Origin of the sequence: Pedobacter polysacchareus (assembly GCF_019802255.1) — a bacterium.
In the GTDB taxonomy this organism is placed as follows: domain Bacteria; phylum Bacteroidota; class Bacteroidia; order Sphingobacteriales; family Sphingobacteriaceae; genus Pedobacter; species Pedobacter polysacchareus.
The window spans coordinates 407,356-431,624 of the sequence record NZ_JAHYSS010000004.1; the positions used below are offsets into that span (position 1 = coordinate 407,356).

Below are 24,269 nucleotides of genomic sequence, written 5' to 3' on the forward strand. Positions count from 1 at the left end.
TTATTTAGTTACGAAAATGCGAGCAGTTTAGATTTTCATCTATATTTACCCTAAATTAATGGTTATATATCAACCGTTTTTGGCAATAGATGGAGCGCATCAATATCAAGCAACTAGCTAAGGCCCTGAATTTATCTACTTCAACGGTTTCCAGGGCTTTTAGAGACAATAGTGACATCAGTAAGGAAACGAAGGAGAAAATCCTGTCGAAGGCAAAGGAGTTAAACTATCAGCCCAATCACTATGCAAGTAACCTTAGGGAGCAGAAAAGTAAAACGATTGCGGTAATTGTTCCTGAGCTGGCGAACAATTTTTTCTCCCAGGCCATTCATGGCATTGAAAAAATTGCGAGAGGGAAGGGCTATCATATTTTAATCTATGCCACCGATGATGATTATGAGAAAGAAGTTTCTTTCATCCGACATTTGCACAATGGCAGAGCGGATGGGATCATTATGTCGGTTTCCGGGGAAGCAAATGACCATACCTACCTGAATGAGTTGAGTCAGGAGCGCCTGCCTCTGGTGTTTTTCGATCGTGTTTATGAAGACATCATTACGCCAAGGGTCATTACGAATGATTACGACAGCAGTTTTTCGGCAACAGAGCATCTGATCAAGCAAGGCTGTAAAAAGATTGCCTACCTGGTGATCAATAAGAATTTATCCATCGGTAAGTTCAGGATGCAGGGCTATATTGATGCCCTGGCGAAATACGAAATTCCTTTTGAAGATCGCCTGGTGGTAGACTGCACCAATAGTTACGCGAAAAATTCCCTGATTTTAAAAAAGTTATTGCTGGAAATTAAGCCAGATGGGATCTTTACTTCAGTAGAACGTTTGGCTTTTGCCACTTACTATGCCTGCTACGACTTGAAAATTTCTATTCCTGAAGACCTGATGGTGATCGGTTTCTCCAGTCTGGAAATTGCACCTTTATTGAATCCTTCTTTAACCACGATTACACAGCCCGCTACCAAAATAGGAATTGAAGCGGCGAACCTTTTGTTCAAGATGCTGGATAATCCGATAGAGGTAAACCCAAATCAAAAGATTGTGCTCAATTCTAAACTGATCAAAAGGCGATCTACAGAACGAGATTAATTTTTATTGAAACTGCTGCTGTACCTCAGGATGATGGTCAACAAAGCAGCTTTTTTTAGGAAGAAAATCAGGGCTTTTTTTATGGGGTTTTCCTAGCCTGAAATGGCAGATTTTTTACTGCTCAAACCCCAGCTTTTTTAACGCTCAAAATCAGGCTTTTTTATCCCCCAAAAACTGGTGTTTTTTTCAAAAACTTTTCCATGTTTTCCGATTTTACGCAGAATTTGGTCTCTTGCTTTCCACAAGTTTTCCTAAAGCTGTGGAAAACCTCGGGAACGTTCCCGGTATCGTTCCCGAAAAACAGGCCAAAAACAACTAAGTGTAAAAATTACACATTGGAACTTGATTTTTGTTTGTAAGTTCTTGATTATTAATGATTAGTATTTTTTACGGCCATATTTCAGAAAACATAAAAACAAATTTTTGATCTCATTTTTTGATTTTTCAGATATTAAATATGGTGTTAAAAAAAAATAACATATAATATTTTGATTTCTCAGCTACGCTTCGCTTATTTACCAAGAGCATAACTAACACTGTACACTAACCAAATATTTACCCTAAAAACGAGCTATAAATATGAAAGTATTTTACCTGCTGAAGCCTTGTTTATTGCTGTTCATTGTTCTTGCAACATTGACCGCCCAGGCGCAAACCAGTTCACTAACTGGAACAGTATTAGATGAGACCGGGTTGCCACTTCCCGGAGCATCTATCCAGATCAAAAGTATCAATAAGAGTACCACCACTGACGCTGCGGGAAAATATCGCCTGAGCGGATTGCCAAATGGTGCAGCAACAGTAATTGCCAGCTATATCGGCTATACTTCTTTAACGCAGGAAGTAACGATCTCTGGTAATACCGTTTTCAACTTATCCCTTAAACCTGACGCGCAAAACCTGAATGAGGTGGTCGTAATTGGTTATGGTACCCAGCAAAAGAAAGATTTAACAGGCTCCATCGCTACGGTGAGCGCTAAAGATTTCCAGAAGGGAGCCATTACTTCACCAGATCAATTGATTCAAGGTAAAGTAGCCGGGGTAAATGTAGTCTCCAATGGTGGACAGCCAGGTGGAGGAAGTACCATCCGTATTCGTGGTGGAGCTTCCTTGAATGCCAGTAATGACCCACTTGTGGTGATTGATGGAGTTCCATTTAGCGGGAACAGTGTTAATAATGCACCTAGTCCGCTTTCTTTGATCAATCCGAACGACATTGAGACCTTTACCATTCTGAAAGATGCGAATGCAACCGCCATCTATGGATCAAGAGCTTCTAACGGGGTAATTATCATTACGACCAAGAAAGGGAGTTCTGTAGATCCGGTGATTAATTTCAATACCAATAACTCTTATGAAACTGTCGCTAAAAAAGTAGACGTGCTTTCTGCAGACCAAATCCGTGCTTATGTAAACCAGTTTGGAAACAAGAGCTACGACGATGATCCGACACATACTTACAAAGCTTTATTGGGGAATGCCAATACAGACTGGCAGGATGAGATCTATAAAAATGCCTTTTCTACCGACAATACTTTGAGTATTGGAGGCATTTTCAAAAATGTGCCTTACCGCGTTTCTGCAGGTTACCTGGACAAACAGGGTTTATTGATCACTGACAAATTTGAACGTGCAACTGGTACATTCAGCATCTCGCCAAGGTTGTTTAAGGATCATTTGAAAATTGACCTGAGCTTAAAAGGATCTTTATCAGAGGCGAGGTTTGCCAATGAGGCGGCAAGAGCTGCAGCCATTCAGTTTGATCCTACGCAGTCGGTAAATGCCGATAATCAATACGGTAATTATTTCGAATGGATCAAAGGCGGTGTGCCAAATCCAAATGCTCCGCGTAATCCGGTTGCTTTAGCACGCTTACGCAACAACACTGGTAAAACAGAAAGAAGTTTCGGTAATGCCAGATTTGATTATTCCTTTCACTTCCTTCCGGAATTACATGCCAACTTAAACCTTGGTTATGACATTTCTAAGGGATACGGCAGAATCCTTGTACCAGCCTATGCGGCACAAAATGCTTCGACAGATGGTTTCCAAACCCGCTCCCTAGATGAGCAAAACAACAAAGTTTCCGAGTTTTATTTGAGCTATGCAAAAGATATTGCCAGTTTAAAAAGCAGGATCGATGTGACTGCAGGTTATGGTTACTATGACAACTCCAGCACCAGTTATGGTTTTTCAACCTATAAAGCAGATGGGGTTTCTGAAGTGAGCAGACCAACAAATCTATTTAATGTAGAAAGAGAAAAATTGAATTCTTACTATGGTCGTTTGATTTATACTTATGATGAAAATTATATTCTTTCTGCCACAATGCGTGCAGATGGTTCTTCCAGATTCGGAGAAGATCACCGCTGGGGATATTTCCCTTCTGTAGGTTTTACCTGGAGAACGATCGGTGAAGATTTTATGAAAGACAGCAAGGTGTTCTCTGATTTGAAATTCAGATTAAGTTATGGTCAGACCGGAAATAAAGACGGTATTGGTAACTATAACTACATGGCCAAGTATTTCAAAAATAGCAGTTTTGGACAATATCAGATTGGTGATACTCTTTACGATTACTATACGCCATCGGCTTATGAGCCTGACTTGAAATGGGAAACGACTACTTCTTACAATGCAGGATTAGACTACGGATTCTTTAAAAACAGAGTTTATGGTAGCGTAGATGTGTATTACAAAAAAACAAAAGACCTTTTATCAACGGTAGATATTCCTTCAGGAACAAATTACAACAACCGTTTGCTGACCAATGTGGGTAATATGGACGTTCGTGGTTTAGAAGCCAGTATCAACGTTGCAGTGATAAAATCTGAAAATACCAATTGGGATATAGGTTTTAATATGGCTTACAACAAAAGAGAAGTCACCAACCTTACTTTCGATTCTGATCCTAACTTCAAGATTGATGCTGGTGGCATTACCGGTGGTACTGGTAACAACATCAAGTACAATGCAATTGGCCAGGCTCCTGGATCTTTCTTCGTGAAAAAACAGGTTTATGATGCAAACGGAATGCCTTTAGAAGGGGTGTACGCTGATCTTGACGGCAATGGGGTGGTAGATGCAAACGATAAGTATTTCTACCATTCTCCAGATCCAAAATTCACTTTTGGTTTTAACTCTGCTTTCAGCTATAAAAAATGGACGTTGAGCACGGTAATGAGAGCGAACATTGGTAACTACGTTTATGATAATGTGTCTTCTAACTTCGGTGTGAGGAGCAATATCTTGAGTCCAAGCGGATTGATCAACAATGCAAATGTAGATGTGTACAAAACCAATTTCACCAACAATGAATACCTGAGTGATTACTATATGAAAAATGCTTCCTTCCTGAAAATGGACAATGCAGGATTGGCATTTGATGCAGGTAAGATCTCAAAAAATGGAAATACCACCCTTCGTATATCGGCAAATGTTCAGAATGTGTTTGTGTGGACTAAGTATAAAGGATTGGATCCGGAAATTACAACGGGTATCGATTACAACTTATATCCAAGACCTAGAACTTATACATTGGGCTTAAATGTTGGCTTTTAACTTATATCAGGATGAGAAACTTATTTAAAATATTCACTATATCAAGCGTTTTACTGGTCTTTATCAGCTCATGTAAAAAGGACGCCTTGAACTTACGACCTACTAATGATTTAGTAGCGGATCAGGCTTATGCCGGCCCGGCAGGATATAAAAACCAGCTGGTTAAATTGTATGCCAGTTATGCTTTGACGCACCCAAGCGGTGCCTCTGCAGAAAGTGATATCGGCGGATTGAACCCAGGATTTACAGATTTCCTGAGGTTATTCTGGATGTCACAGGAACTACCAACAGATGAAGCCATCTGCGGATGGAATGATGATGGGATCCCGGATCTGGATAAGATGACCTGGACCTCAGAAAATGTATTTATCAGAGGTTTATACTCCAGAAGTATTTATCAGATTACTGTTTGTAATGACTTCCTGAGAGAAAGTACGCCTGAAAAACTGGCGAGCCGTGGAATCACTGGTCAGGATGCAACAGATGTGCAGCGCTATCGTGCAGAAGCCCGTTTCCTTCGTGCCTTCCAATATTGGGTATTGATGGATGGTTATGCCAATCCTCCTTTTGTAACAGAGAATGACCTGATTGGGAAAATTGCCCCTAAGCAAATTCAAAGAGCAGAGCTGTTCAAATATGTAGAGTCAGAATTGAAAGCAATTGAAGGAGAACTTGCAGCACCAATGACCAACGAATATGGTCGTGCAGATCAAGGTGCAGACTGGTCTTTATTAGCCAGGTTATACCTGAATGCTCAGGTTTATACCGGTACAGCCAGATATACTGATGCCATTACTTATTCCAGTAAAGTGATCAACGGTGGTTATAGCTTATCACCGATTTATAAAAACTTGTTTTTAACAGACAGCAGAAGTACTAGTAAAGAGAACATCCTGACCATTAATTATGATGGATTGCATACGCAGAATGATGGTGGAACAACTTACCTGATCAATGCCGCAATTAACGGAGACATGAACCCTACTTCGTTTGGTGTGCCAACCGGTGGTTGGGGCGGTAACCGCAGCAGGATTAATCTGCCTAAATTATTTACAGACTATTCCGGTACTACTGATCAAAGAGCAATGTTTTTTGGCCAGAAACTGGAAAATGATGATGTCAATACTTTTACCGATGGATTGAGGGTGATCAAGTTTAGAAATGTGGATTCGAAAGGTGTACCTGCACCTTCTAATGAAGGGAAATTCAGTTCATTGGATTTTGCTTTATTCCGCCTTGCGGAACAGTACCTGATCTATGGAGAAGCAGTAGCCCGTGGTGGTGCTGGCGGTTCCACCGGTCAAGCCATTACCTACGTGAATAACCTGCGTCAGCGTGCTTATGGCAATACTTCAGGAAATATATCAGCGATCAGTGTTGATTTCTTCCTGGATGAGCGTGGCAGAGAATTGTACTGGGAAGGTTTCCGCCGTACAGATTTAGTTCGCTATAACAAGTTCACAGAAGCGGGTTATTTATGGCCTTATAAAGGTGGCGTGAAATCCGGACAAGGAGTAGCTGCGACACGTAATATCTATCCATTGCCACTGGCCGACCTGATTGCCAATACCAATCTGATTCAAAATAAAGGTTACTAACCCTAAGCAGAAATTGAGATGAAATCAAACATTATAAAATATATTTCCTTTGTTTTAGTGGCCATAGGTTTATGGTCCTGTAAAAAGGATGGAACAGAGCTGGTGTCAAATGTGAGTCCGGCAGGTACGCTAACTGCAAGTACCACTACGTTAAATTTATCTTTAGCTGCCGCAACAAGTACGGCAGTCACTCTTACCTTTCCTGCTCCGGTGGTGACAGGCGTTATTGTTCCTGTAACTTCTACCATTCAGATTGATGTAAAAGGTAGAAATTTTGCTAACCCTAAGGAGGTGGTGATCGCAGGTACTACTTATGCCCCAACAGTAAGTGCCATCAATGCCATCATGCTGGCTTTTGGATTAAAAGCAAATGTTCCATCAGAACTGGAAGTTCGCTTAAAATCTGCTCCGGCACCGAATGCAGTCACTTATTCAAATGTATTGACCTTGAAAGCAACAGCATACCTGGCCACTTCATGGATTTTTGCTCCAGGAGCATACCAAGGATGGGCACCTGCAACAGCTGACAGTCTGGTTTCTCCTGATAGTGATGGTAAATACTTCGGAATTATTGTATTCCCAGCTGCTCAGTTAGAATTCAAAATTACGCCGGTAAAAACCTGGGACCTTTCTTATGGTGTCTTAGGTGGATTGCTTGCTAAGCAGTGCAGGAAATGCGGCCAATTTAACCGCGCCAAAAGCTGGTCCGCAACTGATTACAGTAGATATGAACACGAAAGCATTTAAAATTGAAGAGTCAAAAATCTGGGCGATGACAGGTAGTGCTACACCATTGGGATGGGGTAGTGATATTGACATGAAATTCATCAATGATGGAAAAGGTACTTATAAAGTAACTGCAAATCTGTTGGCTGGAGAATTGAAGTTCAGAGCAGATCGTGCCTACGATTTTAACTATGGTGGAAGTGGTGGCAATCTTGTATTTAATGGTGGCAATATTGCTGTCGCTGCGGCAGGAAATTATACGGTTACTTTCGATATTCCAAATTTAAAATACTCACTCGTTAAAAATTAATACCAGAACAGGTAGTCCGACAAGTCTTATGTCTTGCTGGACTATCTGTTTTTTTTAATCCATATCCTTACCTCAATCTTTTGCTCATGAAAAAACTTATCCTTTTACTCCTACTAAGTGTTTCTCTGACCACTTTTGCCCAAAAATTGGAGCGCATTGAACCAATGTACTGGTGGGTAGGTATGAAAAACCTTAAACTTCAATTGTTAGTTCATGGCGATCGCATCGCTGAGCTGGGTGTAGAGCTGAATTACCCAGGTGTAAAATTGGTAGGTGTAAATAAGGTCGAAAATCCTAACTACTTATTTGTAGACCTGGAAATTGAGGAATCCGCCGCTGCGGGAAAATTCCCTATCGCATTTACCAAAGGAGGGAAGAAAGTACTGCAGTATACCTATGAGCTGAAAAACAGAACATCCAACGCAAGTCGCATACAAGGGGTAAGCAGCAAAGACTTGATTTACCTGCTGATGCCGGATCGATTTTCTAATGGCGATCCCAAAAATGATGTGATTAAAGGAATGCAGGAAATTAAATTGAACAGAGATTCTATGTATTACCGTCATGGGGGTGATTTACAAGGATTGATTAATAAACTGGATTACCTGAAAGATTTAGGCGTAACCGCCATCTGGATGACACCAGAAATTGAAAATGATATGGCCAATGCGTCTTATCATGGCTATGCCGCTACGGATCATTATAAAATAGATCCACGCTATGGAAACCTGGCATTATACAAATCTTTCGTAGATAAAGTACATGAAAAGGGAATGAAAGTAGTGAAAGATATTGTACACAACCACGTTGGCACCGGACATTGGTTCTATAAAGATATGCCAATGAAAGACTGGGTAAACCAGTGGCCAGCATATACGCAGACCAGCTACCGGGATGAGCCGGTAATGGATCCTCATGCTTCAAAAGCAGATCAAAAGAAAATGTTAGACGGATGGTTTGTACCAAGTATGCCTGACCTCAACCAAAGAAATCCTTACGTACAGAATTACCTGACTCAAAATCACATCTGGTGGATAGAAGATGCAGGAATCGACGGACTAAGGTTAGATACGTATCCATATAATGACCCGGACTACATGAGGGACTGGGCGATCAAGATAAAAGCAGAATTTCCAACGCTTTCGGTTTTTGGCGAAACATTAGTGAATTCTGTAGCTGCACAAGCCTTTTTTACCGGTGGAAATACCGTAAGCAGAGGTTTCGATACCGAGTTGCCAGGTGTAACAGATGCAGTACTTAAAAATGCAATTTATGAAGCTTTGAATGGGAAATCAGGCTGGACCGATGGGATATTCAGATTGTATACCACCATCGCACAGGATTTTCTATACCAGAATGCCGACCGTAACGTGATTTTCATGGACAACCATGACATGAGCAGGTTTTATTCTATGGTGAAAGAAGATCTCGACAAGTATAAATCTGGAATGGCTTTACTGTTAACGTTAAGAGGTATCCCTCAAATGTATTACGGAACAGAGATTTTAATGAAGAACTATTCTGATCCTGATGGCTTGGTACGTTCTGACTTCCCAGGTGGATGGCCGGGTGATAAAACAGACAAGTTTACTGCCGCAGGTCGTACTGCACAGGAAAATGAAGCCTGGAACTTTGTGAAAACACTAGCCAATTACAGAAAAAATAGCCCGGCTTTACAAAGCGGGAAAATGATGCAGTATGTACCTGAAAATGGTATGTATACTTATTTCAGGTACCTGCCGGAAGGTGGAAAGACCGTGATGGTGATTGTCAATATTGACGATCAGGCGAAAAGTCTGGAGACTTCCAGGTTTGAAGAACGCCTAGGCCAGGCCAGTTCTGCCACCAATGTGATCACAAAAGAGAAAATAAACACTTTAAAAAACATCGCTGTTCCTGCAAAGACCACAATGGTGTTAGAATTAAATTAAGACTATAAATACATAGATGCAACATACTACAGAACCTATCGCCTGTATTTTCGACCTGGATGGCGTATTGGTAGACACTGCTGTTTATCATTATAAAGCATGGAAAGCGCTGGCCAATTCCTTAGGCTTTGACTTTACAGAGTTACAGAATGAGCAGCTGAAAGGCGTGAATAGAATGCGCTCTCTGGACATGATCCTGCAATGGGGCGGTGTGGAGCAATCAGCTTCAGAAAAAGAAGCATTAGCTGCAAAGAAGAATGAACAATATGTGGCCATGATAAGTAAAATGACGGTGCAGGAAGTATTGCCGGGTGCATTGGAACTGCTGACCGCTTTGAAAGCAGCCGGGATTAAAATTGCCCTTGGCTCTGCCAGCAAGAATTCTTCCCTGATTTTGGAACGGACAGAATTGGCTCATTTTTTTGATGCCATCGTAGACGGAAATTCCGTGACGACTTCAAAGCCAGATCCGGAAGTGTTTTTGAAAGCCGCAGAATTGTTGAATACCGCTAAAGAAAATTGTGTGGTATTTGAAGATGCAGCAGCAGGAGTACAGGCGGCCATTGCAGCAGATATGATGGTGGTTGGAATCGGTAAGGCCGAGCATTTACCCGGAGCTCAGGTAGTTATCAATGACCTTTCGGAAATTACCATCAGCGAGATTGAAGCATTGAAAAATCACTAAGAAAACATTCATCATATTACTTAGTACTAATTGTCCGGCTAGCTAAGCCGAATTAGCATAAATAAAAAGATAAATCTAAAGCGCATCTCAGGTGAATAAAAAATAAATGAAAACGTGTTCCGGTGACATCACCGCCGGAATACCAGAGCAGCATATACCATGAAAAATTATATAAAAGCAGACGAGTGGAACATTGTTGAGGAAGGTTTTGATCCTCATTTAAATAAAATATCAGAGAGTTTATTTAGTATTGGAAACGGCAGAATGGGACAGCGTGCCAATTTTGAAGAGGACTATACTGGAGAAACCTTGCAGGGAAATTACGTAGCAGGAGTTTACTACCCAGATAAAACCAGGGTGGGCTGGTGGAAAAACGGTTATCCTGAGTATTTTGCTAAAGTACTGAATGCCACAAACTGGATTGGTTTAAACATTCAGATTGATGGAGAAACGTTAGACCTGAATACTGCCACAGTCACCGATTTTAAAAGGGTACTGAACATGAAAGAAGGAACTTTGAGCCGCCAATTTACTGCGAAATTGAAAAGTGGTAAAATGGTACAGGTGGAATCGATCCGTTTTTGCAGTATTGTAGATGATGAAGTGGCCGCTTTACATTACCGTATCAAAGCCCTGAATTTTGAAGGCCAGATCAGTATCACTTCATTTATTGATGGTGATGTGAAAAACCAGGACTCGAATTATGACGAGAAATTCTGGGAGGAAGTGGCGCAGCAGCAGGAAGTGAATACCGATTACTTAGTGCTCAGAACAAAAAAAACAGAATTTGACGTTTGTACGGTAAGTCAGACCAGCATTTTCAAGAATGGGGAACTGCAAACTTTAAGTCCGGTGGCGAAAGATAAATACCTTGGACAGCAGGCTTCTTTTGTGCTAGCTCAAAATGAGGTGATTGATTTGTATAAGATCGCAGCCAATTTATCTTCTCAGAACTATGATAAATCAGATTTATTGAGTGCTGCAAAAGCAACTATTTTGAAGGCTGCGGAGAAAGGTTTTGAGCAATTGAAACAAGAACAGGCCATTGCATGGGCTCAGAAATGGGAAGAAGGCGACATTGTGATTGAAGGTGATGTGGCTGCTCAGCAAGCGATCAGATTCAACATCTTTCAGCTGAACCAAACCTATACTGGCAAAGATGCCCGTTTAAATATCGGACCTAAAGGGTTCACAGGAGAAAAATATGGAGGTTCTACCTATTGGGATACCGAGGCGTACTGCATTCCTTTCTACCTTTCGGTAGCACCACAGGAAGTGGCTAAAAATCTATTGGTTTACCGCTATAAACACTTGGATAAAGCGATAGAAAATGCCGCTAAATTAGGCTTTAACAATGGTGCGGCCCTGTATCCGATGGTGACTATGAATGGCGAAGAATGCCACAATGAATGGGAAATTACTTTCGAAGAGATCCATAGAAATGGAGCAATCGCCTTTGCGATTTTCAACTATATCCGTTATACTGGTGATGAGCGATACCTGGCAGATTATGGTCTGGAAGTATTGATCGGTATTGCCAGATTCTGGAAACAAAGGGTAAACTGGAGTGCAGAGCGAAACAAATTTGTGATGCTTGGCGTAACTGGTCCTAATGAATATGAGAACAACATCAACAACAACTGGTACACAAATAAATTAGCCGCCTGGTGTTTAACCTATGCGATGGAAGCTGCGGAGAAAGTAAAGTCGCTGGATCCGGAACAATATTTGAAAATTGTTGAGAAGACAAAATTGCAGAAATTGTCTGAGTTTAAAGACTGGAATTCGGTAGCTACTCAAATGTATTATCCTTATCATGAGGGAGAGGAGGTCTTCTTGCAGCAGGATGGTTTTATGGACAAAGAGCAGATTCTGGTAAAAGATTTACCTGCAGATCAGCGTCCGCTGAACCAGAAATGGAGTTGGGATCGCATTTTACGTTCTTGCTATATCAAACAAGCTGACGTATTGCAGGGCATGTACTTCTTTGAGGAAGAATATGACCTGGAAACGCTGAGAAGGAACTTCAACTTCTATGAAAGCAGGACTGTTCATGAAAGCTCTTTATCACCATGTGTACATAGTATCCTTGCGGCAAAGCTGAACGACGAGGAAAAAGCATACGAATTTTACCTGCGCACCGCACGTTTAGACCTGGACGATTATAACAACGATACTGAAGATGGCTTGCACATTACTTCAATGGCAGGTACCTGGATGAGTGTGGTAGAAGGTTTTGCAGGAATGCGTGTGAAGGAGGATAAATTGTCTTTCCAGCCTTTTTTGCCGAAAAACTGGGCTGCTTTCTCCTTTACTATTGGTTTCAGAGGATTACAGCTGAAGGTTCAGATCAATGAATCGGAACTGATCATTAGAAACTATTCGAAGGAAAGCTTAACATTAAGGGTATTCGAACAGGAATACGCTGTACCACCGGGAGAAAAAACAATTGTTTACAAGACCTCATTGGTATGATAAGAGCATTCGGTAGTAAGAAAAAGGAGCTGATGGTTAAAAGAGGAATGTTCCTTGGTATTATTTTAACAGGATGCACGATTGTCGGATTTTCAAGTCATAGTATGGCCCAGGGTAAACCTATTATTTATCAATTATTGCCCAGGTTATTTGGGAATAAACAAAGTCAGAACCTCCCTTACGGAACTATTCAGCAGAATGGTTCCGGCAAGTTTGCCGATATCAACAACAAGGCGCTGGATGGAATTAAAGAATTAGGCGTGAGCCATGTCTGGTATACCGGTGTCATCGCCCATGCCAGTCTAACGGATTACAGTGCTTTTGGCATCCCCATGGATAATGCAGAGGTGGTAAAAGGACGTGCAGGATCTCCGTATGCAATTCGTGATTACTATGATGTAGATCCTGATCTGGCAGTTGATGTGAAAAACCGAATGAAAGAGTTTGAAAACTTAATCGCAAGAACACATCAAAAAGGAATGAAGGTAATCATTGATTTTGTACCCAATCATGTGGCTCGTTCTTACCATTCTCAGGCAAAGCCGAAAGGAGTAACTGATTTTGGTGCGAAGGACGACCACACTAAAAGTTTTAGCCCAGCTAATGATTACTATTACACGCCAGGAAAGGACTTTGTAGTTCCGGTATCGGAAGTCATCGTTACAGAAAGCTCCGCTATAAAGGGCAGCAGCAGGTCAGCCGCAAATGTTTTAGTCCCGCTGGAAAAACAGACATTTAAGGAAAGTCCGGCCAAAGCGACCGGAAATAACGTGTTTTCTGCGAGTCCTTCAAAAGGCGACTGGTATGAAACGGTGAAACTGAACTATGGATTGGATTATGCCAATGGGGAGCAGCAGCATTTTAGTCCAATCCCTGGTGTATGGCTTAAAATGAAAGATATTTTGAGCTATTGGGCGTCAAAAGGTGTGGATGGTTTCCGTTGTGATATGGCGGAAATGGTGCCTGTAGAATTTTGGGAATGGGTAATTCCGGAACTGAAAAAGAAACACGCTGGACTGATTTTTATCGGTGAAGCTTATAACCCGGCAGTTTATTATACCTATCTGAGCAGGGGTCATTTTGATTACCTATATGATAAAGTTGGTTTATATGATGGTTTAAAAAAACTGATCAGAAATGAGCAGGAAGGGAATGTAAAAGATATTTCAAAAGTATGGCAGGTACAGACTGCCGGATTTGGAGAAAGGATGCTGAGCTTTCTGGAGAACCATGACGAGGAGCGGATTGCCTCTGCAGGTTTTGCGGGAGATGCGGTTCATGCTATCCCAGCGATGGTTGTTTCTGCCACTTTATCTGCGGGACCTGTGATGCTGTATTTTGGACAGGAAGTTGGGGAGCCAGGAAAAGGAATAGAAGGTTTTGGAAAAGAAGACAACAGAACTACGATTTTTGATTACTGGGGTGTACCTGAACATCAGAAATGGATGAATAATGGTGCCTTTGATGGTGCGTTATTAGATTCAAAGCAGCGAAATTTACGTCGTTTTTATAAAGAGCTCATGCACATCGCCGCCAATTCAGCAGCGATCACTAAGGGTGACATCCTGGATGTTCCGCTTGGAGAACAGCGCATGTATGCCTTTTTGAGGTATACCGAAGGTCAGCGGTTACTGATTGTTGCTAATTTCGACCGGACACAAACACTGGCGAAAAACCTGGAGATCCCAGGACTGCTGTTGAAAAACCGGGAAATTAAAGAAAGCATAGATTTATTGTCTAAGCAGAAAGTAGAAAACACTTCGCAATCCCTATATTTAAAAGTGCTGCCCGGGACTGCTCAAATCATTCAATTTTAATTATTAATACCTGATGGAAAAGAAAATCGCGCTTAGTAAACCAAGATTATCGTCCCTGCAGATCTTTAACATGAGTGCCGGTTTTTTCGGGATTCAGTTTGGATTTGCACTACAAAATGGAAATGCTTCCAGGATACTGCAAACTTATGGTGCAGATGTGGAGCATTTATCGCTTTTTTGGTTAGCAGCCCCTTTAACGGGGATGATTGTTCAGCCCATCATTGGTTATTATAGTGATAAAACCTGGAATAAATTTGGCCGGAGACGGCCATATTTCCTGATCGGTGCCGTTTTAACTGCGATTGCGTTGATCTTGATGCCGAATTCTGCGGCAATGGCCAGTCTGCTGCCGCCAATTATTATTGGTGCTGGTATGCTGATGATCATGGACGCTTCGATTAATGTGGCGATGGAACCTTTCCGCGCATTGGTGGCTGATAAGCTGCCCGAAAGCCAAAGGAGTTTTGGCTTTTCCATGCAGACCTTCCTGATTGGGGCAGGAGCCATTACCGGTTCCTGGTTACCTTATATCCTTTCAGAATATATGGGTGTCTCTAAAGTTGCTGCTGTCGGACACGTTCCGCTCAATGTGATTTATTCCTTTTATGTGGGGGCTGCGGTATTGGTAGGCACCATTCTGTGGACGGTGATTACTACCAGTGAGTATCCACCGGAAGAAATGGAGAAGTACCATGATGGTGCTCCGGAAGAAGAAAGCAAGGGCATCATGTCTATCTTCACCGATTTTTCTAAGATGCCGATCACCATGCGTCAATTGGGACTGGTGCAGTTTTTCTCCTGGTTTGCTTTGTTCTCCATGTGGGTATTTACAACGCCAGCGATTGCCCAGCATATCTATAAGGTACTGCCTGGAGATACTTCCTCTGTACAGTTTGCGGATGCAGGAAACTGGGTAGGTATTCTTTTTGGGATTTATAATGGTGTTTCCGCGATTTATGCATTACTATTACCGGCTATTGCCAGGGCTACGAGTAGAAAAATCGCCCATGCTTTCTCTTTAACTGCGGGCGGATTGGGCTTATTGTCCATTTATTTTATCACAGATCCACAGCACCTCATTTTCTCTATGATTGGGGTAGGACTGGCCTGGGGAAGTATCTTATCTATGCCTTATGCCATTTTATCGAGCTCTATTCCTGCAAGGAAAATGGGCGTATACATGGGGATTTTTAACTTCTTCATCACCATGCCTCAAATTATAAATGGCTTTTTTGGAGGGATGATTGTAGAGAAATTCTACGATGGAAAGGCGATTTATGCGATTGTATTGGCAGGAATTTTCATGATTCTCGGTGCGATTTCGGTGCTTTATATCCAGAGCAATAAAGAAAATGCAGGGTAATAATCATCTGGAAATTCTGCTTAAACGCCGGAAATACGGCGATATTATAGAATTTATATTAAAATTTTTGCCTAAAGCCGGGTGGTCTGCAAAGTTTTAAATAAAATGCCTATTTTTACAGCCCACTTATGGAACAGATAAAAACATCATTTGATTTCGAAAAACCTTTAGTTGAATTAGCTCAGCAGATTGAAAAGGTTAAACAGGTTGCCGATAAAACGAAAGTAGATATGTCTGCTACCTTGACTGAACTGGAAGAGAAGTTAGCTGATACTCAGCAGACGCTTTACACCCATCTCACAGGATGGCAGAAAGTTCAGATGTCCCGTCATCCGGAAAGGCCGCAAACCTTGGATTACATCAGTATGATCTGTGATGATTTCATCGAGATGCATGGCGACAGAACTGTAAAAGACGATAAAGCCATTATTGGTGGTTTCGCTACAATTGCTGGTCAAACGGTAATGGTGATCGGACATCAGAAAGGTAAAAACACGAAAGAGCGTCAATATCGTAATTTCGGTATGGCGAATCCTGAAGGTTATAGAAAAGCATTGCGCTTAATGCGTCTTGCGGAAAAATTCAATAAGCCAGTGATTTCTTTTATTGATACGATGGGTGCTTATCCCGGATTGGAAGCAGAAGAACGTGGACAAGGGGAGGCGATTGCGCGTAACCTGTTAGAAATGTCTGTTCTAAAAGTACCTATCCTTTGTTTCGTGATTGGTGAAGGTGCATCAGGTGGTGCATTGGGTATCGGTATCGGCGATCGTGTATACATGTTAGAGCATACCTGGTATTCTGTAATTTCTCCTGAATCCTGCTCTTCTATTTTATGGCGCAGTTGGGACTTCAAAGAAAGAGCAGCAGAATGTCTTAAACTAACTTCTGATGACATGTACAAAAATCAACTGATTGATGGCATCATTAATGAACCGCTGGGAGGTGCACACCAGAATCCTGAGCTAATGGGCGCAACGATCAAAGAACAGATCATCAGCGACCTTAAAGAGATTAAGAAACTAAAAACGGAAGCCATGATCACCAAGAGAATTGATAAATTCTGTGCAATGGGTGTGGTAAACGAATAATAAAATAACCAACATAAAAGAAAAGGGCTGCAATTTATAAATTGTAGCCCTTTTCTTTTACGATCAGATCCTGGAATAAACTTTGGTCATAAAAAAAGGAGCATCCGTAAAACGAATGCTCCTTTTTTTTACCGGAACTGATTATTGCGCCGGGAAGAAAGGGGAGAACCTTGCTTCTAATAGGTTAAACTTATCAGCGAGTTCTTTGCTCAGTTTATCTTGCTTGTTTTCGGCAGTCGTTCTGGTCATAGAGTTCAGGAAGGATAGGCCTAACTGTACATTTTGTCCGCCTATAAACCTTTTCTTGCTTTCAGAAACATCAGCCAGGTAAGTCAGCTCTTTCATAATATAGTCTGCTGATTTCTCAATCAATGCATTTGCTCTTTTGCTATCCCCTAATTGGTATAGGTTTTCTGCCATAAAGTAAGCACCCATCATAGAACGCATGCCGTAGAATTTCTCTGGCATCACTTCAAAATAACGGTTCACTACTTTCTGTGCATCTTCTTTTTTACCTTCTTTCAATAATCCGCTGATGGTATTGTTGAATACATTGGTAAAGATGGAAATGTCATCAGAAGATTGTGGATCCAGGTATTTAGCGTTCTTCACATTACCCCATACAAATTTGTTCATCACATTATTGTATAATACAGGTGTATTGATCAGTTCGTTTCTGGAAGCTGCGGTATCTACTTTTAAAGGCATTAAATGTAAAGCCAGACCTTCATTGTAAAGGTATTTGTCTAAACCATTGTATTGCTCTGAAGGTACTGTGCTTGCGAAATAGATCGGTCTTTTCCAGTTGTTATGCACGAGAATGTCAAACATGGCTAAAGTTCCTTTAGTCACGTAGTTTTTGTTGAACGTCCATTCTATAGCAGGAACAATTTTGGCAGAATCAGCAGGGCTAACCACACCGTTTTTAAGCACTGCTGCTTTATCTACTGTGATCTTGAAGTTCTTGGTAGGGATGAAGTTTACTTTTCTACCATCATTTAATGGCAGTTTATCTTCGCTGTTTTCAGAAAGCAATAGTTCTAAAATGTTCTTCAGCTCAATATTTCCTGCAATATCCGCATTTTGGTAATACATTACGTCTCTAACGCCCTGAACATACTGTGACTCGTTCATCGAGATCGGCAGTGGCTCAGATTCGTTCATTTTACGTTTCATACCATTAATGTACCAATCGGTATCAAACAAACTCAGGTTGACTAACCTAATGTCAGGTCTGATGTTTTCCACCTCTTGTGCATACCATAATGGATACGTATCGTTATCACCATAGGTGAACAGGATCGCATTTGGTGCGCAGGACTGCAGGTAATCCACGGCAATATCATGTGCTACCATTTTAGTAGAACGGTCATGATCATCCCATCCCTGAGCAGCCATAATCACTGGTGCGGCAAATAGACCGATGACTGTCGCTAAAATACCGCCGGTGGCAGGTGTTAATTTTTTGAACAACCATTCACGCAGTGCGAGGACACCAAATCCGATCCAGATGGCAAAGGCATAGAATGACCCCACATAAGCGTAATCACGTTCCCTTGGTTCCATTGGTTTCTGATTCAGGTATAAAACAATTGCCATACCGGTAAAGAAGAACAATAAGGCTACAATTCCTGCATCTTTCTGATTTCTTTTGAAATGCCAGATGGCACCCAATAAGCCCAGGATTAGGGGAAGGAAGAAGAAACGGTTGTAAGCATTACTTTCTGTAATAGAAGGAGGGAGGTTTTTCTGACTTCCCAGGTGAAGTGCATCAATTGGCTTAATACCGCTCAACCACTGACCTTCGTATAAACTACCTTGTCCCTGGTCGTCGTTTTGTCTGCCGACAAAGTTCCACAAGAAATACCTCATGTACATTTGTCCGGTTTGGTACGAGAGCAGGAATCCGATGTTATCAATTAAGCTAGGGAAGTGATCATCACTAAAGCCCATCATGTCTTTATAATACGCCACGTGGCCAGCATCATCACTGTACATACGTGGGAAAGGCGTAATTCTATCGTATTCATAGTCGGACTTTTTACCGGCTACTTCATATTTCTCTGCACCTTTTCTATATAGTGTCTTTCCTTCTACAGAATTTATGGCCTGTGAGTTATAGTTAGGACCGAATAATAGAGGTCTGTCGCCATATTGCTCCCTGTTCAGGTAACCTAAGAAAGAGAATACATTGTCTGGAGCACTGTTGTTTAAGTTAGGATTTGCTTTTGCACGGATGATGATCATCGAGAATGAGCTGTATCCAAAAAGGATCAGTACTACTGAAAGTAAAGAAAGGTTCAGGATTTTTTTCTCATGTTTAATAGAGTACCTGATGCCCCATACGAAACCGCCAATCAATAGGATGGCAAAAACCATTACGCCGGTGCCGAAGCCCATTCCTAAAGTATTCACAAAGAATAAATCGAAGTAAGCACCAAATGAGACTACGTATTGAATGATACCATACTGAACTACGGCAAGAATCAGAATCCCTACAATACCTGCTTTGATGGTACCGGCAGTAGTTGGGTTTTTAACTTTCTTGAAGTAATAAACAAAGGCAATTGCTGGAATGGTCAATAAGTTCAATAAGTGAATCCCGATGGATAGGCCCATGATATAAGCGATAAACAACAACCAGCGATCTGCACGCGGCTCATCGGCAACAGCTTCCCATTTCAAAATCCCCCAGAATACGATGGCGGTAAATAGAGAAGAAAGCGCATATACTTCCGATTCTACTGCTGAAAACCAGAAACTGTCTGAGAAGGTATAAGCTAAAGCACCTACCACACCTGCACCCATAATGGTGATGAGGTTGGCTTGACTTACTGCTTCTTTTTCTTTAATCAGCGCTTTTTTCGCCAATGCGGTGATGGTCCAGAATAGGAATAAGATGGTGGCACCACTGGCAATAGCGGAACCTACGTTCATAAAGTAAGCGATTTTAGTCAGGTCACCAAAAGCAAAAAGTGAGAAGAACCGCTGTATCATTAAGAATAATGGCGCTCCCGGTTGGTGAACTACCTGCATTTTTAAGGCTGAGGCGATAAACTCACCGCAATCCCAAAAGCTGACAGAGGGTTCTAATGTTAGAATGTACGTTACAGTAGCAATCAGAAAACAAAGCCAGCCGGTAAGGTTGTTGATTTTTGAATAATTCATTTTTTAAGTAAAATAGTTATTGATTCGCGCTAATAAAATGCAGCCGAAAATAAAGAATAAGATTGATAAACTCATAAAGTAAGGGGGAGTTTAACATATTTAACCCTCAATATTCAGGTATCTTTTCTGTGGTTTGAATTCAGCAGGAGGATATCCTGTGTTTTTCGATTCTTTAGAATCCTTAAATTTTGCTTCTGTTTAAATGATTTTTAAATATTTTAATCTTGCCTGAGGCCTAAATGCAGGTGCTTTTTCAGTTTAAAAGGAAAAGCCTAAATTTTTATTAAAAAAAAGTGATTTTTTTTACGCGAAGCAACTTCCTCATTTTAAATAGTTTATTTCCTTTCCGAATTGTTAACGCAATATTTTTTAAACTTTTTTTGCGGCAGGATTTGCAGATATCAAAAATGTGCGTACATTTGCATCAGATTTCAGAGCAACAATTATCCGCTTCGAAATTAAAATTGAAAGATTGCCCGATAGTATAAAGGTAGTACAACGGTTTTTGGTACCGTTTGTCTAGGTTCGAATCCTGGTCGGGCAACAAAACATATTCGGATTGTGGTTTATTTCACAATCCGATTTTTTTTAACCAGCATTGATACACCTCTAATCATGCCATTGCAGTTTAATCCAGTTAAACTTTTTGCCGGAACAGGTACAAAAGAATTAGCAATCAAAATTGCCGAGAGCTACGGCAAACCTTTAGGTGACGTCACCTTGAACAGGTTTAGCGACGGCGAATTTCAACCTTCTTACGATGAAACAGTACGCGGTTGCGATGTCTTCATCATCAATTCTACTTACCAGCCAAATGATAACTTAATGGAGTTGCTGTTAATGATTGATGCCGCTAAGCGTGCATCTGCTCATTACATCACTGCGGTAGTTCCTTATTATGGTTTGGCGAGACAGGATAGAAAAGATAAGCCACGTGTTGCGATTGGTGCCAAATTGGTAGCGAACTTGTTAAAATCAGCAGGTATCCATAGAATCATGACGATGGACCTTCATGCTGCTCAGATCCAAGGTTTCTTTGATATTCCTGTAGACCACTTAGATGGTTCAGTAATTTTCGTGCCTTATATCAAAAGCTTAGGCCTGGAGAATCTAACGATTGCTTCACCGGATATGGGTGGTTCTTATAGAGCGCGTACTTTTGCAAAGTTCTTCAATGCAGAGGTAGTGATCTGTGATAAGAGACGTAAACGTGCCAATGAAATTGAGTCAATGTCGATTATTGGTGATGTAGTTGGTTTAGATGTGGTTTTAATTGACGATATTTGCGACACCGCAGGTACTTTGTCCAAAGCAGCAGCGCTGATCATGGAAAAAGGAGCGAAAAGTGTGCGTGCAGTTTGTACACACCCGGTGTTATCAGGTAAGGCTTATGAAACGGTTGAAAACTCAATGTTAGCAGAGTTGATCGTGACAGATACCATTCCTTTGAAGCGTCAGAGTGACAAAATCAGGGTATTGAGTACTGCTGAGTTATTTGCAAAAGCAATTGCCAATGTAAATGAGCACGGTTCTATCAGTGACCTGTTTAGAGTTTAATATTAATAATAAATATATATATAATGAAAACAATCGCAATTAGCGGTTCTCCAAGAGAGAACGTAGGGAAACGCGATGCTAAAGAGCTTCGCTATGAAGGTAAAGTTCCTGCAGTATTGTATGGTGGTACAGAGCAAAAACACTTTGCTGTAATTACAACCGAATTAAAGGATGCTATTTACACTCCAGAAGCAAACTTCGTTGAAATTGACATTAATGGTACTAAAACTAAAGCTATCATTAAAGAATTACAATTTCACCCATTAACTGACCTATTGTTACACGTAGATTTTCTTCAGTTATTTGATGACAAAGAAATCTTAATGGAAATCCCAGTTAAATTAACCGGTACTTCTCCAGGTGTTAAAATGGGTGGTAAATTAGTTCAGAAATTACGTAAACTTCGTGTTAAAGCATTACCTAAGGATATGCCTCAAACAGTTGAAGTGAGCATTGCAAAATTAGAAGTTGGTAACTTGTTCCGTGTACGTGATATCGCGAAAGCTGATTACACGATCACTAACACTCCAGAAGATACTATCGTGTCTGTTGGTATGTCAAGAGCTTTAAAACAAGCTGAGAACGAAGCTAACAAGAAATAATTTCTTTTTAGTCCAATCTAGAAAAGCAGTATCGGCAACGGTACTGCTTTTTTTTATGGAATAAAATGATTCAATGGCTGTTCTCAGCTAAACTATTATATTTGCAGCAGATGAAATACTTAATTGTTGGTTTAGGGAATATAGGTCCTGAATATGCGCATACCCGTCATAATATTGGTTTTGATATCGCTGATGAGCTGGTAAAGGAACTTGATGGCTCTTTTTCTAATGTTCGTCTGGCCTATTATGCCGAGGTTTCTTTTAAAGGGAGAAAACTGCACGTCATCAAACCCACTACGTATATGAACCTGAGTGGAAAAGCAGTGAGTTACTATATGAGGGAATTGAGAATCCCATTGGAAAATGTATTGGTGATCGTGGATGATCTTGCTTTGCCATTAGGTAAACTCAGGTTGAAAATGCAGGGCAGCAGTGCAGGCCATAACGGCTTGAAGAGTATTGAAGAACTTTGCGGCGGACAGGCTTACCCGAGACTACGGTTCGGCATCAGCGACAATTTCTCTAAAGGCAGGCAGGCGGACTATGTACTAGGCCATTTTGATAAGGACGAACAACTGGAACTTCCAGCACTGATTGGTAAAAGCGTGGACCTGATCAAAAGTTTTGTGACCATTGGTCCAGCTTTAACAATGACTGCCTTTAACAAATAGTTCAGGCCTCTTGAACTGCGTATTTCATGATTTTCTGGTGCAGTACATCCAGTTCAAACGGTTTGCTGACCACATCATTTGCACCGGCATCAATAGCAGTCTGCTTGTCAGTTTCCAATACTGCTGCAGAGAAGGTGATGATCGGAATCGTTTCTTTGCCGGGTACAAATCCTTCACGGATCAGTTTTATGGCATCCAATCCATTCATCACTGGCATGAATGTATCCATCAAAATCAGGTCGTAATCGGATTCTTTTAATTTGTCCAGCGCCTCTTTTCCGTTCTCTACCACGTCTGGAAAGATCTGCCAGTCTTTCAATATTTTTATGATCAGGAACTTATTGATCGGGTTATCTTCTGCCACGAGGACTCTTAATCCTGGAAAATGATTTAAAGTAGTTTTCCCGACTGATTTAATCACCACCGTTTCTTTTACGGTTTCATACCAGTTGCTAAAAGCGAAAGTACTGCCAACTCCTTCTTCACTGGAAACTTCCAGGGTACCGCCTTTTAATTTTGCCAGGTTTTTCACAATGGATAAGCCTAATCCCGTGCCACCAAATTTTACGGTTGTTTGCTCATCGGCCTGTTCAAAGGTTTCAAAGATCTTATCGATGTTATTTTTGGCAATACCGATACCGGTATCTTTCACAGAAAACTTAATCAGTAAGTTGTTTCCTTTTCTATCAATGATCTCTGTTTTTAAATGTACACCTCCCTGAATAGTGAATTTAATCGCATTTCCAATCAGGTTCATCAGGATCTGGTTCAGGCGCAGGGAATCTGCCAAAATAAATGTAGGCAGATCCGGGTCTAATTCAATCGTCAGGTCCAGTTCTTTCTCCATGGCACGAATGCGCAGCAGGTTCACTACGGCATGGCAGATCTTTGCAATATCTGTCTCGGAACGGTTGATTTTGAATTTACCGGATTCAATTTTCGACAAGTCGAGAATGTCATTGATCACCCCTAAAAGAGAGTCTGAGGAGATTCCCAGCAGGTTGACCATTTCTTTTTGTTCAGGAGTCAGGTTTGTTTTTCCCAGCAAGTTGGCCAGTCCGATGATCCCATTAATTGGGGTACGGATTTCATGGCTCATATTGGCCAGGAAGTTCTCTTTGATGCGCTTGCCCTGTTCCGCCTGTTCTTTCGCTTTGATCAATTCTTTCTGGTATTCCAGCAGCTCTTTATTTTTTCTCTTGATCTCCCTTTCTGTCCGAACCAGGTGGATAAAAGAATCCACTTTTGCAGAAGTGACATAAGGATCCAGTGGTTTATACAAATAATCTACCGCACCGGTATTCAATCCTTTGACCGCATATTTGGTTTCCTTCGATATAGCAGTTACAAATATGATCAGGATTTCCTTGGTTCGAGGATTACTTTTTAAGATTTCTACCAGTTCAAAGCCATCCATTTCCGGCATTTGAACATCTACCATTGCAATCGCAATATCCATTTCCCAGGATATTCTCAATGCCTCATTTGGGTTAGTGGTGGTAATGATATTGATGTCTTTCCGCTGCAGCAATGCCTCCAGTGCAATGATGTTCTCCGGTCGGTCATCAACAATGAGTATATTAATCTTTTCCATATTAGGTCTTTCTGCAG

General features: G+C 41.1%; 16 protein-coding genes and 1 tRNA gene. 15 read left to right on the forward strand and 2 right to left on the reverse strand.

Features of this window, described 5'->3' with window-relative positions:
• The first annotated feature begins 89 nt into the window (after positions 1–89).
• From K7X70_RS12960 to K7X70_RS13010, 11 genes are all read left to right on the forward strand, one after another.
• A complete protein-coding gene (locus K7X70_RS12960) occupies positions 90–1,103 on the forward strand; it encodes a LacI family DNA-binding transcriptional regulator (RefSeq protein ID WP_222537487.1) in 1,014 nt (337 codons plus the stop codon).
• A gap of 579 nt (positions 1,104–1,682) precedes the next feature.
• Complete coding sequence (locus K7X70_RS12965) at positions 1,683–4,664, forward strand: SusC/RagA family TonB-linked outer membrane protein (RefSeq protein WP_222537488.1); 2,982 nt, start codon at positions 1,683–1,685, stop codon at positions 4,662–4,664.
• 11 nt (positions 4,665–4,675) lie between these two features.
• Entirely contained in the window at positions 4,676–6,262 is a 1,587-nt protein-coding gene (locus tag K7X70_RS12970; RefSeq protein WP_222537489.1) for a RagB/SusD family nutrient uptake outer membrane protein, read from the forward strand.
• A gap of 18 nt (positions 6,263–6,280) precedes the next feature.
• Positions 6,281–7,009, forward strand: a complete 729-nt coding sequence (locus K7X70_RS12975; RefSeq protein ID WP_222537490.1) for a SusE domain-containing protein — start codon at positions 6,281–6,283, stop codon at positions 7,007–7,009.
• The gene (locus tag K7X70_RS12980; protein ID WP_222537491.1) at positions 6,990–7,298 is read left to right on the forward strand and encodes a cadherin repeat domain-containing protein; all 309 of its coding nucleotides are present in this window, start codon (positions 6,990–6,992) and stop codon (positions 7,296–7,298) included. Before K7X70_RS12975 ends, K7X70_RS12980 begins: the two co-directional genes overlap by 20 nt.
• An 86-nt stretch (positions 7,299–7,384) precedes the next feature.
• A complete protein-coding gene (locus K7X70_RS12985) occupies positions 7,385–9,229 on the forward strand; it encodes a glycoside hydrolase family 13 protein (protein WP_222537492.1) in 1,845 nt (614 codons plus the stop codon).
• 16 nt (positions 9,230–9,245) lie between these two features.
• On the forward strand, positions 9,246–9,914 hold the full coding sequence (gene pgmB, locus K7X70_RS12990; protein WP_222537493.1) for a beta-phosphoglucomutase: 669 nt from the start codon (positions 9,246–9,248) through the stop codon (positions 9,912–9,914).
• Positions 9,915–10,073: 159 nt separating this feature from the next.
• Entirely contained in the window at positions 10,074–12,389 is a 2,316-nt protein-coding gene (locus K7X70_RS12995) for a glycoside hydrolase family 65 protein (protein WP_222537494.1), read from the forward strand.
• Complete coding sequence (locus K7X70_RS13000; protein WP_255607145.1) at positions 12,386–14,206, forward strand: alpha-amylase family protein; 1,821 nt, start codon at positions 12,386–12,388, stop codon at positions 14,204–14,206. Before K7X70_RS12995 ends, K7X70_RS13000 begins: the two co-directional genes overlap by 4 nt.
• A 13-nt stretch (positions 14,207–14,219) precedes the next feature.
• The gene (locus tag K7X70_RS13005) at positions 14,220–15,569 is read left to right on the forward strand and encodes an MFS transporter (protein WP_222537495.1); all 1,350 of its coding nucleotides are present in this window, start codon (positions 14,220–14,222) and stop codon (positions 15,567–15,569) included.
• A gap of 128 nt (positions 15,570–15,697) precedes the next feature.
• Entirely contained in the window at positions 15,698–16,660 is a 963-nt protein-coding gene (locus K7X70_RS13010) for an acetyl-CoA carboxylase carboxyltransferase subunit alpha (protein WP_222537496.1), read from the forward strand.
• A 141-nt stretch (positions 16,661–16,801) separates the two neighbouring features.
• Here the strand turns inward: K7X70_RS13010 and K7X70_RS13015 are convergent, their stop codons facing one another.
• Positions 16,802–19,828 carry a glycosyltransferase family 117 protein gene (locus K7X70_RS13015; protein WP_222537497.1) on the reverse strand — a complete coding sequence of 1,009 codons (3,027 nt, stop codon included), beginning with the start codon at positions 19,826–19,828 and terminating at the stop codon, positions 16,802–16,804.
• 473 nt (positions 19,829–20,301) lie between these two features.
• On the opposite strand from K7X70_RS13015, the gene K7X70_RS13020 reads away from it, so the two are divergent.
• From K7X70_RS13020 to pth, 4 genes are all read left to right on the forward strand, one after another.
• Positions 20,302–20,372 (forward strand) — tRNA-Gln (locus tag K7X70_RS13020).
• A gap of 71 nt (positions 20,373–20,443) precedes the next feature.
• Positions 20,444–21,385: a ribose-phosphate pyrophosphokinase gene (locus K7X70_RS13025; protein WP_187665828.1), complete on the forward strand. Its 942-nt coding sequence runs from the start codon at positions 20,444–20,446 to the stop codon at positions 21,383–21,385.
• A 23-nt stretch (positions 21,386–21,408) separates the two neighbouring features.
• A complete protein-coding gene (locus K7X70_RS13030; protein WP_187665829.1) occupies positions 21,409–21,987 on the forward strand; it encodes a 50S ribosomal protein L25/general stress protein Ctc in 579 nt (192 codons plus the stop codon).
• A 110-nt stretch (positions 21,988–22,097) separates the two neighbouring features.
• Entirely contained in the window at positions 22,098–22,658 is a 561-nt protein-coding gene (gene pth, locus K7X70_RS13035; RefSeq protein ID WP_222537498.1) for an aminoacyl-tRNA hydrolase, read from the forward strand.
• 1 nt (position 22,659) lies between these two features.
• Here the strand turns inward: pth and K7X70_RS13040 are convergent, their stop codons facing one another.
• Positions 22,660–24,252 carry a hybrid sensor histidine kinase/response regulator gene (locus K7X70_RS13040; RefSeq protein WP_222537499.1) on the reverse strand — a complete coding sequence of 531 codons (1,593 nt, stop codon included), beginning with the start codon at positions 24,250–24,252 and terminating at the stop codon, positions 22,660–22,662.
• Positions 24,253–24,269 lie beyond the last annotated feature (17 nt).